Below are 18,740 nucleotides of genomic sequence, written 5' to 3' on the forward strand. Positions count from 1 at the left end.
CAGGTTCAGGGAAATGCTGGATTACAAGTCCAGGTGGTATGGCAGAGACCTCATAATTGCTCCGCAAAACTATCCGAGTTCTCAGCTTTGCTCTGACTGCGGTAACCGGTCGAGTCAGACAAAGGACCTGAGCTGCAGAATATATGTCTGTCCAGAGTGCGGTCTTGAGATAGACAGAGATTACAATGCAAGTCTGAACTTACTGAAGCTGACAATGTAAATATAAGATACAGTGTCAGTCGGGGAGGGTACCGCCCTTAGAGCCTGGAGAATCTTGCTTCATCAGAAGCATTGACCAGGAAGCCCCCACTTCTTAAGTGGTGGGTAGTTCACCTGAGGCAATACCTACATCACTTACAATATTTTCTCCGATGAACCTTGTTATATCGGCGACAATTATAATCGGGCTTCCTTTTGTATGCAGGGCGATGATGCCTGATGAGGAACACACTATTGAAGTGGACCCAGCGTTACTTATTGAAGATGCTGAAAAGGTATACAAGATTGAAACTCCTGCTGACAAGCTTGAACATAGTAGAATAATATGGGGAATCGTGATTGTTCTTGGATTTGCATATATTGTATACAACGTTGCACTTAATAAATTGAATTCGCTAAATCTAAATTTTGTTAACTTTATCTTCATGTTTGCTGGTATATTGCTTCATGGAAATCTTAAGAAATATATTGATGCTTTTGCGGATTCTGCAAAGAGCTGTTCTGGGATTCTTCTTCAATTCCCATTCTATGCGGGTATTCAAGGAATGATGACTGGCGCGGTTGCTGGAGTTTCTCTGGCTGGGGTTATATCCACTTTCTTTGTTGGAATAGCTACTACTACAACTTTTCCTCTATTTACTTTCTTGAGTGCGGGTATTGTTAACTTCTTCGTTCCTTCTGGTGGGGGTCAGTGGGCGGTTCAGGGTCCTATTATGATGCCGGCGGGTCTTGCGATTGGGGTGCCTGCTGCAAAAACTGCACTAGCTATTTCATGGGGAGATGCTTGGACAAATATGATTCAGCCTTTCTGGGCGCTTCCTGCTCTTGGTATAGCTGGACTTACAGCAAAAGATATAATGGGTTACTGCGTAATTACGCTTCTATTTTCGGGAGTAGTTATTGCTGCGGGACTGCTTATTTTTTAAATTTAATACAATGAGATTTTAAAATAGCAACTCCACTCAAAAATAGCAACTTCACCTAAATAGAAGTTGCTATTTTTTATACTATATTTTATAGTTTTTTTAAAAACTCATCTCTCCTGCTTTTGGAAAGAGGCCGTAGAGTCCGCCTGTATGAATGAACAGTATGTTTTGATACTGGGAAAAGTCTGCCATTGGATTGTTTGGCTCGAGCCCAAAATTACTCTTGGCTATCTCGGAGACCATGCCTTTGAGGGTTTTTCCTGTATATACTGGATCAAGAAATATTCCTTCTAGTCTTGCAAATTCTTTAATGAATTCAAAATCTGCGCTCACGTTGAGGGCGTATCCCTTTCCTGCGTATCCGTCTGTGATTATAAGGTTTTCCTCTGTAATTTCAAGGATTTCTGGACTTATGCCTTCGAGGTAGTTACAGCACTCTTTGATATACTCAAAGGATCTTTTTTGAAAGTTTGGAGCTGTATCTGCAATATTAAATCCGATAACGTCGCATTTCATATTGTAGAGCTTTGAGCCGACTACGAGTCCTGCATATGTGCCCGCTGAGCCTACACAGGAAACGATAGCATCAAATTTCATTCCAAGTTCTTCCTCCTGGGTTTTAATTTCTTTCATGGCGTTTATATAGCCAAAGAGTCCGATGCCGTTTGATGCACCTTCGGGGATTATATATCCTGTTTCGCATTGGGATTCGAGCTCTTTTTTGATATCTTCCATTATTTCAAATCTTTTTTCTGCGTACTCCTTTGCGCTTATAAATCTTATATCGGCGCCTACTACGAGGTCGAGCAGATGATTTCCTTCTGCATGGCCTTTTTCGGATTCTCTAAGGACAAGTACTGACTTCATGCCCAGCTTTATTGCAGCTACCGCGGTTGCTCTTGCGTGGTTTGACTGAATTCCTCCACAGGTGATGAGGACTGTAGCTCCCTGTGATTTTGCTTCTGCAGTTACAAATTCGAGTTTTCTTACCTTGTTTCCGGAGAGTTCTACTCCAGTTTCGTCATCTCTTTTTATGTAGATATTTTTTTCGAGCTTTTCTGAAAGCTTTTGGAGCTTGTAGGTCCTGGTTGGCAGGTTTGCTAGGGATATTTTTTCAGGTAGTGTGATCATACTGATTCTTCCTTTCTGTTATCTTTTCAATGAATAATCCTTTAAAACAATATTGAAATTAGTAAATCTCTTTATAGAGTTGTTGTTTTCTTGTATAAAATTCCAGCTATTCGCATAATCTAGCTTTACAGAAAAATCGCTATTACAAATAAAATCTATGAATCCCTCCAAGTCATCAATATATAGATCTTGAAAATTTTCAGCATATTGCACTTTCGCATAATCTTCAACTTCAATTTCATTGTGAAGGACATGTTCTAAATTACATGAAAAATAGAAAACTCGATAAGGCACAGAGTTATAGACTTTAGAAGTCTGAGATAAGAGTTTTAACAAAGCTTGCTTTCTTTTATTTCGATCTTTTACGGATTGAATATCCGGAGCGTAAATGCCATCATTTCTGTAAGAAAATACATTATTAAGTGTATCAGAGTGGATACTATCTTCAGAGACAAATGCAGCGTCCATGTCAACCAAGTGTATGACTTCTTTATAGTCAGCAGGTTTAAATTTCCTTCCGCTGCTTTTAATTAACTCAGTTATTTTACTTTTAATATTATTTTGACTACTATGTTTATCAGAAGTGATGTCGCCTTGTGCAACTTCAAATATAACTTGGCTATTATTTCCGAATAACTCTGACAACAACAATTCAAGACTTTCTTTTTCGCTGAATCCCTCAACTATAAACAAAACAACTTTTTTTCTTGCCAATATCATTCACCCGCCTTTCTAAAAGCCCGGGCTATTCTTGGAGAATTTGTTCTGTCATATATAATTTCATCTTGTCCATCGAGGATTATGTCTCTATAATACATATCTCTAATATTATTATTGGCCTTAACATTTTTCAATTTTATATACCTGTTATCTGGATTGGTAGTTGTAAACACTAGGCTGTTTTTATTGAGGACTTCAAGAGGGCGTAGATTATGTGAAGTGAATATCAACTGTCCGTTGCCTCTTTCCTCTAATATTTCAAGAATTTCACCTATGAGATACTCAAAAACACCCGAATCCAGCTCATCAATCAATAAGGTCATCGACCTGTAATTGAACATTGAAATTAGAAGATGAATAATAGCCACAATCTTTTTAATACCATCAGACTCATACCTTATGGCAATCTCTACGCCATCCCTACAAGACATAAGCTCTACTGCAACCTCTTCTTCTCCTGACTTGGAAATCCTTACACTGACTTCCTGAAGTTTAATTGTCAGACCTGGTATAATTTCACTAAGAACCATATTTGAAGAATTAAGACTGGTTTCAATCTCAGCAATCGCAAATTTAGGCAAATAAGTTGCTTTCTCTAAACCTATAGGCATAACCCCCATTGAACGCTGAATATTATCCTTATAATTTTTGAAATTGATAGGAAGTAAAATGTTAGCATTACTTAATGCCATTTGTTTGTTATCAATAATAAGCAAATTAAACATAGCGTAATGTTGAAGGGTCTGTAATATACCGAATTCTTTTCCAACAGTGTTAAAACTAGAATCTAAAATACTGAGAAGCTCATCTGAAAAGATAAAGCTCTGGTTATCTCTAAATTTAATTTTTTTGGTAACTATAAGATCGTTAGGATCGGGGAACAATCTGGATATATCATCATTTCTATATTTGGGAGAAATGCTACTTTTGTTGTATTGATTATTAATTAAGACTTTGACTTTATTCCAATTCTCATTTTCGGTGGACTTATCCCAGTAAGAGAGTGTTTCTCTTTGTATAAAACAACCTTCTTTATTCTTTGCAATAACTACACTATATTTTGCTTTGTACTTACCTTTATCATTCTCAATAAAAAATAAAACGTTTATTTCGGCCTCATTCTCACCATATTTTATATATTTGTCTATATCTTCTGGCAATGACTTTCCTGAAAAAATATTTTTTATTAAACTCATTGCACTTATAATAGAAGTCTTTCCAGAACCATTTTGGCCATAAATCCCACGGATATCTCCTCTGTCATTTTCTATATTAGAAACAGTAGATACCTCAATAGTTCCGTTAGATGTATTCTTATAATTTTTAATATTTATCTCTAAAATTCTTACCATTGTATTTTCAAAGTTAATCATATCATCCACCTCCATTTTCATTATAGTATGTTAATTTATTTTGCACAACATTATTTTTAAAAATAGATACATTTTGTGCCATTTTAAATTTTCAATATTCAATATTCGAGAAAAGCAGTCCTGTTCTCCATATTGACGAAATCATCAAAATATGAAATAATGGATGGTGGAACAAACAATTTAATACATACAGAAATTAGTCTAGGAAGTCAGGTTAAAATCCTGCACAGTCTCGCTGCCGTGATAGAGGAGTGATACAGCATAATGCCACTGGGAAACTGGGAAGGCGCTGTAATTGCTATGATACTTAAGTCGGAACACGTACTTTTTCTGTTAACACACTCTACGATGAATAGAGGCTGTTAAAGTGATATGAATAATATGACCTAAACTCCCTGAGACTCGATGAGACTTGGGGCTTTTTTTACAGGTTTTTATAAATTGAGCTTTGACCCTGCTTTTCGGTAGAATTATTTTTTGAAGAGAAAGGGAATTGAAATGAAAAAAGAAAAAATTGCAAAGATTTTACTGAGCGTGGTTGCGCTCCTGGGAATGAACACGGTGTATTCGAGTGCGATGCACATAGCGGAGGGTTTTTTGCCTTCTCCCATGTGGATAATATTTTGGTTTGCGGTTTCGGCTCCGTTTGTAATCTATGGTTTCAAGGCTATAAAGGTGAAGATTGATCAGGTGCCTAAGGCAAAGATTCTGCTTGCCATGGCGGGTGCGTTTGTGTTTATACTTTCTGCGCTAAAGATACCATCTCTTACAGGAAGCTGCTCTCATCCTACTGGAATAGCGCTTGGAGCTATACTTTTTGGGCCTTCTCCGATGGCGGTTATGGGTCTTATAGTGTTACTGTTTCAGGCCCTGCTTTTGGCTCATGGGGGAATAACCACTCTTGGAGCAAACGTGTTCTCGATGGCAATTGTAGGTTCTTTTGTAGCTTATTACACCTACAAGTGGCTGAAATCTGCGGGAGTTTCTTCGGCGGTGAGCGTATTTGTGGCAGCTTTTCTTTCTGATTTACTGACATATGTTACGACTTCTTTCCAGCTTGCAGTGGCATTCCCATCTCCAGATGGAGGAATAATGGCTTCACTTGTAAAATTCATGGGTGTTTTTGCGGTTACGCAGATTCCAATAGCTGTCGGGGAGGCAATACTTACGGTAATAGTGTTTGGGATACTTGAAAAATACAGTTTTGCTGAGGTCAAGGCGCTTGAAACCGGATCTTATGATGCTTATCCTGAGGGAAGTGTGAAATCAGAAGAACCTAAAGGGAAAAAAATTGCTTCGGCATCATCAGGAAAAAAGAGTCCACTTTGGAAAAAGAACGTAATACTTCTTGTTGTGTTTTTTATAGTGGTATTTGCACCTCTTGCAATAAAGAGTGGTTCTGAGTTTGGTGGAGCTGACGGGATTGCAATGGACATAGTTACTGAGATAGATGAAAATTACCAGCCAAATTTTGAACCATTCTTTGAGCCTGCAAGTGGAGAGATAGAATCACTTCTTTTTGCACTTCAGGCGGCGCTTGGAGCGGGGGTTATAGGATTTGGTCTTGGAAGGCTTACTAAGAAGGAGAGTTAAAAAAATTGAGCGGAACTGACAGATATGCCTATGCCTCAAAAGTGAGGTCAAGTGACCCGGTAACCAAGATACTAGTTTCCCTTGGGATGATGTTTATATGTATAGTTCTGGATGATATTCTTGTCAGCCTTGTTACCATAGTGGCTATGAGCGCCTGCAACATGTGGATGGGGGGGCACCGCGCCAGAGATATCTGGAGGATGCTCAGGATTCCCATGGGATTTATATTTCTTGGAGTAATAACCATAGCTGTTGGAAGGTATGACCCTTCGGCAAATCTGATTGCAGGGTTTAAGGCAGGGAATCACCTTTATGGAATCTCACAAAAGGGAGCACTTGAGGCAATTAGCATATCTGCAAAGTCGCTTGGGGTGATAAGCAGTGTGTATTTTCTTGTTATGAATACGCCCATGACTGATATTACTCTGGCACTTTCGAAAATGCATGTTCCTGCGCTTTTTGTGGAACTGCTGGAGCTTGTCTACAGATTCATATTTGTACTTGCAGACACTGCTGAAAAGATAAAGACAGCGCAAAGTTCAAGGCTTGGATACGTCGATATGAAGACTTCATACCGGTCTACTGCGGATCTCATATCGAGGGTTTTTATGAGCTCGTTTAGAAAAGCGGACAACATATATGATGCACTTGAAAGTCGCGGATATACGGGAGAGCTTCGTACGGTTGGATATGAATATGAAATAGATACAAACATTACTTTTGTGGCAATAGCTGTCGCCCTGCTCCAGATAGGGGCGTATATGATATAGGTGAGTGAAATTATGCAAAACAATAATATTATAGAGACTCGAAATCTTTGCTACAGCTATGAGGGCGGAGAGCTGGCCCTTGATAATGTCAGTATTGAGATCGAAAGAGGAAAGACTACGGCTATACTTGGGGGAAACGGAGCGGGAAAATCCACTCTGTTTCTTAATCTAAATGGAGTTCTGAGGCCTCAGTCGGGGGATATATATATAGCTGGCAAAAAGCTGGAATACTCGAGAAAAGGCATTCTTGACATGAGAAGAACTGTTGGGATAGTATTTCAGGATCCGGATCATCAGCTTTTCTCGGCAGATGTATACAGAGATATAAGTTTTGGGGCGGTAAATCTTGGCCTTCCTGAGGATGAAGTCAGAAGGCGCGTGGATGATGCCATGGAAAAGACAGGAGTTTCACATCTTGCAAAGCGTCCTACTCATGCACTGAGCTATGGACAGAAAAAAAGAGTAGCTATCGCAGGAGTGCTTGTAATGCAGCCGGAGCTTATTATACTCGATGAACCTACTGCGGGGCTTGATCCACAGGGCGTAAGTGAGATAATGAAGCTGCTGGATGAAATAAAGGCCAAGACGGGCATATCAGTTGTAATAGCTACCCACGACATAGATATGGTTCCGCTTTACAGTGACAAAGTATATATAATGAACAGCGGAAGAGTCGTTTCAGGGGGTACTTCCAAGGAAATATTTTCTGATCCGGATGTCATAAGGGAAAACAATCTCAGACTTCCAAGGATAGAGCACCTTATGGAGATTCTAAGAGAAAAAGATGGTCTGGATGTGGACAAGTCTGCCGCCACAATCGGAGAAGCAAGGATAGAAATTTTGAAAGTACTGAGGAGAGACATATAGTATGGATATGGTGATACAGGGGCAAAAAAGTCTCAGACGTGGTTATACTACAGGAAGCTGCAGCGCGGCTGCCACAAAGGCTGCGCTCCTGATGATGATGAGTGGGCAAAGATGTGACACTGTAAAGATAGACACTCCAAAAGGGATAGAACTTAATCTGGAGGTGCATAATCAGGAATATAGCCCAAATGAGGCCTGCTGTAGCATCATAAAAGACGCCGGGGATGACCCGGATGCAACTCATGGACTTCATATATTTTCAAAGGTCAGCAGTCCAGGTGGCCAGCATTTAATTCCTCCTCAGCCCTATGAGGAAGACCTTGATATATGTGGAGTTACCGTGAAAACTTACATAAGAGGGGGGCGCGGAGTAGGAGTAGTTACAAGGGGCGGCCTGAGCTGCGACGTCGGCAAGAGCGCCATAAATCCGGTACCAAGAAAAATGATAATAAAGTCTGTAAAAGAAGTACTTGACCAGTATGAAGCAGACGCCTTACCTCGCTTTTTAAAAATCGAAATATCGGTAGAGCGCGGCGAAGAAACCGCCCTCAAGACCTTTAACCCAAAACTTGGGATAATAGGCGGTATTTCTATACTGGGAACTAGCGGCATAGTAGAGCCCATGAGTGAAAAAGCTCTGGTTGATACTATAAAGACTGAAATAAAACAGTTTGCAGAGCTGTACAGTGTGCAGAGAAAAGACGGCGCTGAAGCGGCTGTGGGCATTGCAAGATTGGTTGTGCCTCCCATGCTGGTGTGCCCTGGGAATTATGGACAGGATTATGCGAGAGATGAACTTGGTATAGATTTGGAGATGGCTGTAAAGTCTTCAAATTATATAGGTGAAATGCTCGACTACAGCTGCTGGCTGGGGATACCTCGGATACTGCTGATTGGTCATGCGGGAAAGCTCATCAAAATAGCGGCGGGGGTAATGAATACCCACTCTGGATCTGCGGATGCAAGGCAGGAAGTAATCGCTGCTCACAGCGCCATGCTTGGAATGGAATCTGGAGCTATAAGGGATATAATGAATGCTATTTCTGCAGAAGAGATGACAGATATTTTACTGTCTCAGGGCAGCGATTTTGCGAAAAATGTATTTGAGAGTATTGGAAAAAAGATAAGAGAACATATAGATCACAGAACAAAGGGTAAAATTCAGGTTGAGTTTATTGTATTTACAAAAGTGCACGGAGCTCTCATAAAGAGCGATGGCGCCGACGAAATGCTGAAGGATTTGAGAAAACATCAGCAGAAACAATAGTAGGGAATCAGATTATAGATGAAGCTTATTATAAATGAAGGAGAATTTATGACAGGAATATTATATGGAGTAGGCGTGGGCCCTGGAGATCAAAAGCTGCTGACACTTCAGGCGGTAGAAACCCTTGAAAGTGCTGACTGCATTGCATATCCGATATCTGGAGGCGAAAATGTTGCGCTTGGAATAGTAAAAAAATATATACAGGGCAAGGAAATGGTTGCGTGTGATATGCCAATGACAAGGAATCGTGCTTTACTTGAACAGAGTCACGAAAGATGTGCAGATCAGATGATAGAGCTTATGAAGCAGGGCAAAAATATTGCCTTTATAACTTTGGGAGACCCTTCTATATACAGCACGTATATCTATGTACACAAAAAAGTGCTTGCAAAAGGTTACAACGCCCAGCTTATAGCGGGGATACCATCGTTTTGTGCGGTTGCGGCAAGGCTGAACGACTCGCTTTGTGAATCCAAAGAACCACTTCTCATAGTGCCTGCTTCATATGATGGACTTGAAGACTGCCTGCAGTTTCCGGCCAACAAGGTGTTTATGAAATCGGGAAAAAGCATACTGGATTTGAGAGAAAGACTCAGAGAAACAGGAAAATTAAGCAATGCGAAGATGGTGGAATGCGCGACTATGGAAAATGAAAAAGTGTATCACAATCTGGATGAGCTGGATGAAAAATCGAGTTATTTTTCAATAATAGTAGTAAAGGAGAGCTAAGAATGATAAATTTTGTAGGAGCAGGCCCCGGAGCGGTGGACTTGATAACAGTAAGAGGAAAACAGCTGCTTGAACAGGCAGACATTATAATATACGCGGGTTCTCTGGTAAATCCAGGACTGCTTGGATATGCCAAAGAAGGATGCGAGATTCACAACAGTGCGTCCATGACGCTGGAGCAGGTAATTGAGGTTATGAAGGCGGGCGAAAGTGATGGCAGAGCGGTAGTAAGGCTGCACACAGGCGACCCAAGCATATACGGAGCGATAAGAGAGCAGATAGACATGCTCGAAGAACTGAATATACAGTACAAAGTCTGTCCAGGAGTAAGTTCGTTTTGTGGAGCTGCGGCTGCGCTTGGAGCCGAGTATACTCTTCCGGGAGTTAGCCAAAGCGTTATACTTACAAGAATGGAAGGCAGAACGCCTGTTCCACCAAAGGAAGAAATATCTCTTATGGCGGCGCATCAGGCTACAATGGTAATATTTTTGAGTTCGGGAATGCTTGAGCAGCTGAGCGAAAGACTTATCGAGGGCGGATATACAAAAGACACAAAAGCTGCGATAGTATACAAGGCTACATGGGATGATGAAAAAGTAGTTAGAACAACTGTCGGAAACCTTGCACAGGCGGCTCGCGAGAACAACATAAGCAAGACGGCGCTTATTACCGTAGGTGAGTTTCTTGGAGACAAGTACGAAAGATCACTGCTTTACGATCCGGGATTCACGCATGAATTCAGACAGGCGAGCAAGTAAGATGAAGCGCGAATCAGGCAGGAAAAGTATATATGTGATGGCATTTACAATTAATGGTGCAGAGCTTGCAGCAAGAATGAGGGATGTATTTTCTCAGTGGAAAAATATTGATGCGAAGTTTTTTGTGACGAAAAGGCTCACTGGAGGATCGCCCGCAAGCCTTGGAGAATTTACATCTCAGGCCTTTGCAGAGGCTGATCACATAATATACATCGGTGCGGCAGGAATTGCGGTCAGGGCTATAGCTCCTCACCTTAAATCTAAGGACACAGATCCTGGGGTAATAGTTATTGATGAGCATGCAAAACATATAATACCCATACTCTCAGGTCATATAGGAGGCTCGAATGAGCTTGCGATAAAACTGGCAGAAGTTCTTGGGGCAGATCCTGTAATAACCACGGCAACTGACATAAATGATGTGATTTCTATAGATTCATGGGCAGTAGAAAACTCCATGAAAATTGACAGCATAAAAAATATCAAGCACATATCATCAGCCGTGCTTGAAAACAGGAAAATTAAAGTATATACTGACTGCAGAGGAAACTTTGCGAAGCTGAAAACAGAAGAACTACTGAGTCTTTACAGTGGCTTTGAGCTCGCGGACTCACTGGATTCGTCATATCCAACAGTGGTTATAACCGATGCTCACTCTCTTGTGGAGAAAGTAAAAATCAGATTCCCCGAGGCTCTTGTGCTTATCCCCACTGCTACCTTTATTGGAATGGGATGCAGAAAAGACATTGATGAAGTCCTTGTAAATGAGCTGTTTGAACAGGCAATATCAGAACTTGATCTGGATATAAGGGCTGTAGGCAGCATAAATACTGCGGATATTAAGAAGGATGAAAAAGCACTGCTTGCTCTTGTGCAAAAACATGACTTTGCATTTAATACTTTTTCAGCAGAAGAACTCATGGAAGCGGATAAACATACGAGCAGTGAAATGTCTCATTCGGAGCTTGTGAGCCGGACGGTAGGAGCCGGTAACGTGTGCGAGAGAGCGGCGGTTATGGGAGCCTTCGGGTCACCTGCATACTCAGGGGCAGAAGGCATAGAGATTATAATGAAGAAAATGAAACGAAGCGGCGTAACTATAGCGGTTTCGTGCATATAGATAAGATGGGAGCAGAAAATGAAAATATATGTAGTGGGATTTGGTCCCGGTGGAGAGGATCAGATAACTCCAAGAGCGCTTGAGGCTCTAAGAAAATCTGATGTAATTGCAGGATACAGTCTTTATGTAGACTTGATAAAAGACATTATAAAGGATAAGAAACTTATACAGACTCCTATGAAGAAGGAAGTGCAAAGATGCCAGATGGCTATAGATGAAGCTCTAAAAGGACAGACTGTGGCTATGATATCTAGCGGAGATGCTGGAGTATACGGCATGGCAGGAGTTATGTATGAACTTTGCGAAAATCATCCTGAGGTAGAAATTGAAGTAGTGCCTGGCATAACTGCGGCATGTTCTGGAGCGGCAGTGCTTGGAGCGCCTCTTATACACGATTTTGTAGTAATAAGTCTTAGCGATCTTATGACGCCATGGGAAAAGATAGAAAAAAGAGTGGAGCTGGCAGCAGAGGCCGATATGGTAGTATGTCTTTACAATCCATCGAGTGTAAAAAGAGCGGACTATCTTCAAAAAGCGTGCGATCTTATGCTCAGACACAAGGACTCTGAAACAAAATGCGGCTATGTAAGAAACATTGGACGTGATGAAGAAGAATATACACTATGTACTCTGGGAGAGCTAAGAGAGGCGAAAGTAGATATGTTTACGACGGTAATTATAGGAAATGAGACTACAAAAGTTATAAATGGAAAACTGGTTACACCGAGAGGATACAAGGTGAATTAGATGAAGGCTTTCGTATTTGCGGGAACAACTGAAGGACGTGAGGCGGCTGTTTTTCTTGCGCAAAGAGGCATAGATACAAGGGCTTTTACTGCCACGGATTATGGACTTGAAGTGCTCAGCGGTGCGGCCAGAGGGCTGGATAATATAGTCATAGAATCTGGCAGACTGAGTGAAGATGAGATAAGCTCAATGCTGCTTGAATGCAAGGATGCTAAAATCGTTATAGATGCCACTCATCCGTATGCGACTCAGGTCACGCAAAACATCAGAAAAGCCTGCATGGATACGGACACGCGCTACATCAGGGTGCTTAGAAAATCTACATTCACAGAAACATCGAGCGAAGAATTCGGTGCAGAATCAGGATTTCACGAAGGCATAACCGTGCTTTCAGACGCTCAGGCGGTATGCGATTGGGCTAATCTTGAAGAAAATACAGGCAAGAAAATACTGCTTACGACAGGCAGCAAAGATCTTAAGATCTACAGTCAGATAAAGAATTACAGTGAGAGAGTTTATCCGAGAATACTTTCTGATCTGGATTCTCTTGCAAATGCTATAGAGCTGGGATACAAAAAATCCAACATAATATGCATGCAGGGACCTTTTTCGGTGGAGATGAACATGGCTCTGATCGAGGCAACAGGCGCGAATGTACTAGTAACAAAGGATACAGGAGCGGCGGGAGGATTTGACAGCAAATTGGAGGCAGCAGCGCTTAAGGGAATAGAAGCTTTAGTAATTGGAAGGCCTGCAGACGAAAATGGAAATGCAGCTGAATCGGAGGGACTTAGCCCCGAGGAGTTCAGAAATTATATAGACGAACATTTTCCACTCTTTCCGCATTTTCCGATGTTCGTAAGCCTTGCAGGTAAAAAGGTCACTGTAGTGGGAGCAGGAAAGATAGGGGCGAGAAGAATCAAAGTGCTGGTCGAATATGGAGCATCCATAAGAGTCATCGCGCCAGGTATATGCGATGAAATAAGAGCGCTTGTTAATGAAAATCTGGAAATAATTGGGCGAGAGTACCGCAGCGGAGACCTTGAAGGTTCGTTCATGGTCATTGCAGCCACAGACAAAAGAGAAGTTAACAAAATGATTGGAAACGATGCAAAAAAAATTGGAGCTCAGGTCTCGGTGGCAGACAGCCGGGAGGAATGCAGTTTTTATTTTCCGGCGGTAATCAGAAACGGAAGTATCAGCATCGGGCTGGTATCTGATGGAAGAGATCACGCCGCTGCAGCAAAGACGGCAAGAGAACTCAGAGAATATTTTAAAGTAAATTAAGTGGGAATAATTCAGATAAAGTAAAGAGGGTATAAATTTGAAAATCATTAGAGTAGGAAGCAGAGAAAGTAAACTGGCGGTTATACAGACTCGAATGGTCATGGACGCCATAAAAAGAGCCAATCCTGAAGTAGAGGTGGAGCTGGTTACAATGAAGACCACGGGTGATATAATCCTGGACAAGACGCTGGACAAGATAGGTGGAAAAGGACTTTTTGTAAAAGAACTCGACAAGGCGATGCTTGAAGAGCAGGTGGATATAACAGTTCACAGCTTTAAGGACATGCCGATGGATATACCGTCTGAGCTGCCGATTGTGGCAACCGGAAAAAGGGAAGATCCAAGAGATGTTCTTATACTACCGCAGGGAGTTTCGGAAATGGATTTTTCAAAGCCCATCGGCTCATCGAGTGCAAGACGCAGCATGCAACTGAAAAAGCTGTACCCTGAATCAGATGTAAAACCTGTAAGGGGAAACGTCATTACAAGACTTGAAAAGCTGGATCGTGGAGAATACTCTGCACTAGTGCTGGCAGCTGCCGGAGTTAAAAGGCTTGGACTGGAGCACAGAATAAGCAGATACTTTACCCCTGAGGAAATTATTCCTGCAAACTGTCAGGGCGTAATCGTGGTACAGGCGAGAAAAGGATTTGACACGAGCCTTCTTGGAGATTTTGCATCAGATGAATCGTGGATAACAACCGGCTGTGAGAGAGCTTTTGTGAAGGAACTTGACGGAGGCTGCAGCGCACCTATTGCGGCCCACAGCAATATAGATGGAGACGAGATAGTGCTGACTGGAATGTATGTATGTCAGGAAGACTATGAGAGAATGAAGAGGCAGGAAGAGGCGCAGATAGAGTCTGGTAACAAGATAATCACAATTACCATGCCAAGGGTACATAAAAAGACGGTAAGAGCAAAGATAGCTGATGCGCAGTCCGCCGCTATATCTCTGGCAAAAGACCTTAAGAAAGAAAGTGAATGTATGAAAACTGGAAAGGTTACTCTGGTAGGAGCGGGTCCTGGAGACAAAGGCCTGCTTACGCTCAAAGGAAAAGAGAGGCTTGAAGAAGCTGAGGTAGTAATATATGACAGACTTATTGGAGACGGTATACTGGGACTTATCCCAAAGGATGCTGTAAAAATAAATGTCGGAAAAAAATCCAACAATCATCTGGTTCCACAAAGCGAAATAAACAAGCTTATACTTGAGCATGCACGTTGCGGCAAAAGAGTAGTAAGGCTTAAGGGCGGCGACGGATTTTTGTTTGGAAGAGGCGGCGAGGAGCTTGAACTTCTTCATCAGAATAATATAGATTTTGAAGTAGTACCTGGAATAACTTCCGCCATAGCGGTTCCGGCTTATGCTGGGATACCGGTTACTCACAGAGACTGCTGCTCCAGTGTACACATAATAACCGGGCACGCAAAGGCGGGAAAAAAGATAGATATAAATTACAGTGCGCTTGTATCTCACAAAGGGACTCTCGTATTTTTGATGGGACTGACTGCCATCGAAGAGCTCATGAAGGGGCTTGTCGGTGCGGGAATGGATCCGAATATGCCGGCAGCAACCATTGAAAAGGGTACTTCTACAAATCAGAGAAAGGTAGTGTCTACCATATCTGAGCTTGCGACTGAGGTTAGAAAACATAACATAGAGAGCCCTGCCATAACGGTAGTAGGAACTGTATGTGAGCTCAGTGACAAATTTGACTGGTTCTCTCAAAAACCACTTATTGGGAGTACTATAGTGGTTACAAGACCAAAGGACAGGATAGGAACCATCGCAGACAAACTGAGAGATCAGGGAGCCGATGTAATTGAATATCCATGCATAGAGACAGATGTAATAAAGGACAATCCGCGTTTTGAAAAAGCTATGAAAGAAATCAGGACCTACAGCTGGATGGTATTTACGAGTCCTGCAGGAGTGGAGACTTTCTTTGAAAAACTTTTAGACGTAAAGATGGATATAAGGAGTTTCTTTGGACTCAAAATTGCAGCGGTTGGCCGTGAAACTAAAAAAAGACTTGAAGACAGAAATCTACTTGTGGACTTTATGCCGCAGACTTATGATTCACCTGCGCTTTCAGACGGACTTGCAAGGGTAATCAAGGAAGAGGCCGGCTCAAGTGAAAATTCCGGTCCGGAAGGTAAAATTCCGGCCAAGGTGCTTATACTTCGTGCAGACAAAGGCAGTAACGTGCTTCCGCAGACGCTTGAAGCTCACGCAATAGCCTATGATGACGTGCACATATATGAAACGAGCTACGTGAGCAATGAATCTGAATTCGTGAGAGAAAAACTGGACGAAGGCGAGATAAATTATGTTACATTCACAAGCGCATCGACAGTTATTGGATTTACTCAGTCTATATTAAGAGATCGCCCGGAGTTTGACTTTAAAAAGGTAAATGCAATCTGTATAGGCGAGCAGACGGCGGCTGAGGCAAGAAAATACGACATGAGAATACACGTTTCGAGAGAATCCAGTATGGATTCCATGATAGAGGAAATAGAGATACTTCACAAGATAGAATCAAACAGACCGATTGGAGAATAGAGATGGAACTTATACAAAGAGCAAGAAGATTAAGAGAAACAGACGCAATAAGAAGAATGACCAGAGAGACCAGACTTTCATCAGACAGCCTCATACTGCCATTTTTCATAAAAGAAGGCAAGGACATAAAGACTCCAATATCATCAATGGACGGACATTTTCATTACAGTCCTGACAGAATAAACGAAGCAGTTGAGGAAGCTATGGAGCATGGCGTAGAAAAATTTCTTCTTTTTGGAATACCAGAAGAAAAGGATCCTGTGGGAACTCAGGCATTTCATGAAGAAGGCGTGGTTCAGCAGGGAATAAGAGCGATAAAAGAAAAATTCCCAGAAGCATTTGTAATAGCTGACACCTGTATGTGCGAATATACTTCACATGGACACTGCGGAATACTTTGCGGACAGGGCGTGGACAATGACGCTACAATTGAATACATCGCAAAAACAGCGCTTGCTCAGGTTGAAGCCGGAGCAGACATGGTAGCACCTTCTGACATGATGGATGGAAGAGTAGGAGCTATAAGAAGGCTTCTTGATGAAAAAGGACACAAGCACACGAGTATAATGAGTTATGCTGCAAAATATTCATCTTCTTTCTACGGACCATTCAGAGAAGCGGCGGGATCTGCACCAAGTTTTGGAAACAGAAAGCAGTACCAGATGGATTATCACAACAGAAGAGAAGCTCTTAAGGAATGCCATCAGGACATAAAAGAAGGTGCTGACATCCTTATAATAAAACCGGCACTTTCATATCTGGACATAATAAGAGAAGTAAAGGACACTACCAATGTGCCAATAGCAGCTTACAATGTAAGTGGGGAGTTTGCGATGGTAAAGGCGGCTGCAAAGGCAGGGCTTATAGATGAGTACGGAGTTATGTGTGAGAGCGCTGTAAGTATGTTCAGAGCGGGCTCGGATATATTGATAACATATTTTGCAAAAGAACTGGCAGATGCAATCAAGAGAGGGGATATAGGATAATGAAGGGAATACTGATACTTGGACATGGATCTAAGGCAACAGAAACAGAAAAGACACTTGAGAAGATAGTGGAGATGGTAAAAGAAGCCAATCCAGACAAGATAATAGAATTTGCATTTCTTCAACTGAGTGAAAAGACTCTTGACAAAGGGCTGGACAGCCTGCTTGAAAAGGGCGTGGATGATATAAAGGTAATCCCATATTTCCTTTTTGCAGGACTTCATATACAAGAAGATATTCCAGCTGAGATAAACAAATTTCTTAAAGGAAAAGGCAATATAAAGGTAGAGATGGCAGATACCCTTGGAGCAGATCCAAGACTGGCACAGATAGTGAGCGAAAGAATCGCCAAGATATATTAAGAGAATCACAGGATATACTAAAGGAGCCTCTATGAAAAAAACAGTCAGGATAACAGGAATTGGGATGGGTACTCCAGATTCGCTTACAAAAGAAGCGATTGATTCACTTGCAAATGCTCAGGAGATAATAATTACAGATACTCTGGCAAAGAGACTGAATCTTGGGATTGAAACAAAGGCAGTCACCACGCTTTGCAAAGTTTCCGAAGTTGCAGGGAAAATAATGGAGAGCCATTTTGAAAATATAGTCGTGCCTGTTTCTGGAGATACAGGATTTTTCAGTCTTTCGAGGACGATAGAAAAAGGTCTGAAAAAACTGAAAGGCGAGGTGCAGGCAACCCCGACCTCAGTAGCCGATGATATTGAGCTTGAATATATAAACGGCATAAGCAGCATGCAGTATTTTTTTGCTAAAACTGGCGGCAGCTATGATGATGTAAAGATAGCCAGTGCCCACGGAAGAAATACCAGCATGGTGGCGCTTGCAAGCTACAACAAAAAGGTGTTTGCACTTACAGGCGGCGATCAGAAGGTTCATATAATCTGTAAAAAACTTGCAGATGCAGGACTTGGAGATGTGCTTGTGACGGTGGGCGAAAATCTTGGTAGCAAAGGAGAGCGGATAATATCTGCCAGTGCGAAGGAGATATCAAATCTGGAATTTGAAAATCTGGCTGTTATGCTTATTGAAAACGTTCATGCTGCAAGACCTTTTGAGATGCTAAGAGATATTGATTTTGAGAGGGCAAAAGTGCCTATGACCAAAGAAGAAGTTCGCTGGATTTCGGCGGGAAAGCTGGACATCAGGCCTTCAGACATAGTATATGACATAGGCGCAGGTACAGGTTCTGTTACGATTGAGATGGCGAGAAAGGCCTGCGAGTCGACTGTCTATGCTATTGAGAGAAATCCTGAGGCGACTGAGCTTATCAGAAAGAATATGGCAAAGACAGGAAGCTATAATATCGAACTCTTTGAAGGCAGAGCGCCTGAAGGAATGGAAACCTGGCCCGAGCCGGACAGGGTATTTATAGGTGGCAGCAGTGGAAATCTGAGGCAGATACTTGAATCTGTTATTTCAAAGACCACCAGAGGATTTATTGCAGTTATTAATACTGTAACACTTGAAACTCTGACTGAGGCCTTTTCCGTACTAAGTGAACTTGGATTTAAAGATGCAGAATATCTGAGCATAACTGCGGCTAAATCGCAGAAAACAGGAAGCTACAACATGATGATCGGGGCAAATCCGGTATATATAATAACTGCAAAGTATGACGCTTCTGCTGATGGGAGCGCTGAGCGTGAATAAGAAA

General features: G+C 41.8%; 18 protein-coding genes and 1 riboswitch. Of the genes, 15 read left to right on the forward strand and 3 right to left on the reverse strand.

All coding sequences use genetic code 11. The features are described from left to right. On the forward strand, positions 1-220 hold a 220-nt coding region (locus G558_RS12150), incomplete at its 5' end, for a zinc ribbon domain-containing protein (RefSeq protein ID WP_036931442.1). A gap of 97 nt (positions 221-317) precedes the next feature. After that, complete coding sequence (locus tag G558_RS12155; protein WP_051188418.1) at positions 318-1,145, forward strand: TIGR00366 family protein; 828 nt, start codon at positions 318-320, stop codon at positions 1,143-1,145. Between the two features lie 99 nt (positions 1,146-1,244). Here G558_RS12155 and G558_RS0102520 read toward each other — a convergent pair whose 3' ends face one another. From G558_RS0102520 to G558_RS0102530, 3 genes are read right to left on the reverse strand one after another with little or no spacing between them, the layout of a single operon-like run. After that, positions 1,245-2,276 (reverse strand): D-cysteine desulfhydrase family protein, encoded by a 1,032-nt coding sequence (locus tag G558_RS0102520; RefSeq protein WP_028828759.1) that lies wholly within the window; start codon positions 2,274-2,276, stop codon positions 1,245-1,247. A gap of 18 nt (positions 2,277-2,294) precedes the next feature. Further along, the gene (locus tag G558_RS0102525; protein ID WP_028828760.1) at positions 2,295-2,996 is read right to left on the reverse strand and encodes a hypothetical protein; all 702 of its coding nucleotides are present in this window, start codon (positions 2,994-2,996) and stop codon (positions 2,295-2,297) included. Beyond that, complete coding sequence (locus G558_RS0102530) at positions 2,993-4,369, reverse strand: AAA family ATPase (protein ID WP_028828761.1); 1,377 nt, start codon at positions 4,367-4,369, stop codon at positions 2,993-2,995. Before G558_RS0102530 ends, G558_RS0102525 begins: the two co-directional genes overlap by 4 nt. Before the next feature lie 204 nt (positions 4,370-4,573). Further along, a riboswitch (cobalamin riboswitch) is annotated at positions 4,574-4,690 on the forward strand. A 177-nt stretch (positions 4,691-4,867) separates the two neighbouring features. Between G558_RS0102530 and G558_RS14150 the strand changes: the two genes are divergently transcribed. The 13 genes from G558_RS14150 to cbiE are packed head-to-tail and all read left to right on the forward strand — an operon-like array spanning position 4,868 to position 18,736. Next, positions 4,868-5,962, forward strand: coding sequence for an energy-coupling factor ABC transporter permease (locus G558_RS14150; RefSeq protein WP_071604440.1), 1,095 nt, complete (start codon positions 4,868-4,870; stop codon positions 5,960-5,962). A 5-nt stretch (positions 5,963-5,967) separates the two neighbouring features. Next, positions 5,968-6,732, forward strand: a complete 765-nt coding sequence (gene cbiQ / locus G558_RS0102540; protein ID WP_028828762.1) for a cobalt ECF transporter T component CbiQ — start codon at positions 5,968-5,970, stop codon at positions 6,730-6,732. A 12-nt stretch (positions 6,733-6,744) separates the two neighbouring features. Further along, positions 6,745-7,599 carry an ATP-binding cassette domain-containing protein gene (locus tag G558_RS0102545; RefSeq protein WP_036931444.1) on the forward strand — a complete coding sequence of 285 codons (855 nt, stop codon included), beginning with the start codon at positions 6,745-6,747 and terminating at the stop codon, positions 7,597-7,599. Between the two features lies 1 nt (position 7,600). Next, positions 7,601-8,866 carry a cobalt-precorrin-5B (C(1))-methyltransferase CbiD gene (gene cbiD / locus G558_RS0102550; RefSeq protein WP_028828764.1) on the forward strand — a complete coding sequence of 422 codons (1,266 nt, stop codon included), beginning with the start codon at positions 7,601-7,603 and terminating at the stop codon, positions 8,864-8,866. 48 nt (positions 8,867-8,914) lie between these two features. Beyond that, positions 8,915-9,595, forward strand: a complete 681-nt coding sequence (gene cobI / locus G558_RS0102555; protein WP_028828765.1) for a precorrin-2 C(20)-methyltransferase — start codon at positions 8,915-8,917, stop codon at positions 9,593-9,595. A 2-nt stretch (positions 9,596-9,597) separates the two neighbouring features. Next, complete coding sequence (cobM, locus tag G558_RS0102560; protein ID WP_028828766.1) at positions 9,598-10,353, forward strand: precorrin-4 C(11)-methyltransferase; 756 nt, start codon at positions 9,598-9,600, stop codon at positions 10,351-10,353. Between the two features lies 1 nt (position 10,354). Continuing rightward, complete coding sequence (locus G558_RS12165) at positions 10,355-11,473, forward strand: cobalt-precorrin 5A hydrolase (protein ID WP_051188419.1); 1,119 nt, start codon at positions 10,355-10,357, stop codon at positions 11,471-11,473. 18 nt (positions 11,474-11,491) lie between these two features. Then, positions 11,492-12,220, forward strand: coding sequence for a precorrin-3B C(17)-methyltransferase (cobJ, locus tag G558_RS0102570; protein ID WP_028828767.1), 729 nt, complete (start codon positions 11,492-11,494; stop codon positions 12,218-12,220). Beyond that, a complete protein-coding gene (gene cobK / locus G558_RS0102575) occupies positions 12,221-13,507 on the forward strand; it encodes a precorrin-6A reductase (RefSeq protein ID WP_028828768.1) in 1,287 nt (428 codons plus the stop codon). 37 nt (positions 13,508-13,544) lie between these two features. Next, positions 13,545-16,076 (forward strand): uroporphyrinogen-III C-methyltransferase, encoded by a 2,532-nt coding sequence (cobA, locus tag G558_RS14450; RefSeq protein ID WP_330363777.1) that lies wholly within the window; start codon positions 13,545-13,547, stop codon positions 16,074-16,076. A 2-nt stretch (positions 16,077-16,078) separates the two neighbouring features. Continuing rightward, positions 16,079-17,062 (forward strand): porphobilinogen synthase, encoded by a 984-nt coding sequence (hemB, locus tag G558_RS0102585; RefSeq protein WP_028828770.1) that lies wholly within the window; start codon positions 16,079-16,081, stop codon positions 17,060-17,062. Further along, complete coding sequence (locus G558_RS0102590) at positions 17,062-17,424, forward strand: sirohydrochlorin chelatase (RefSeq protein ID WP_028828771.1); 363 nt, start codon at positions 17,062-17,064, stop codon at positions 17,422-17,424. The genes hemB and G558_RS0102590 overlap by 1 nt, the downstream gene beginning before the upstream one ends. Positions 17,425-17,455: 31 nt before the next feature. After that, positions 17,456-18,736 (forward strand): precorrin-6y C5,15-methyltransferase (decarboxylating) subunit CbiE, encoded by a 1,281-nt coding sequence (cbiE, locus tag G558_RS0102595; protein WP_028828772.1) that lies wholly within the window; start codon positions 17,456-17,458, stop codon positions 18,734-18,736. Positions 18,737-18,740 lie beyond the last annotated feature (4 nt).

It is taken from the genome of Proteocatella sphenisci DSM 23131, assembly GCF_000423525.1.
Lineage (GTDB): Bacteria > Bacillota > Clostridia > Peptostreptococcales > Filifactoraceae > Proteocatella > Proteocatella sphenisci.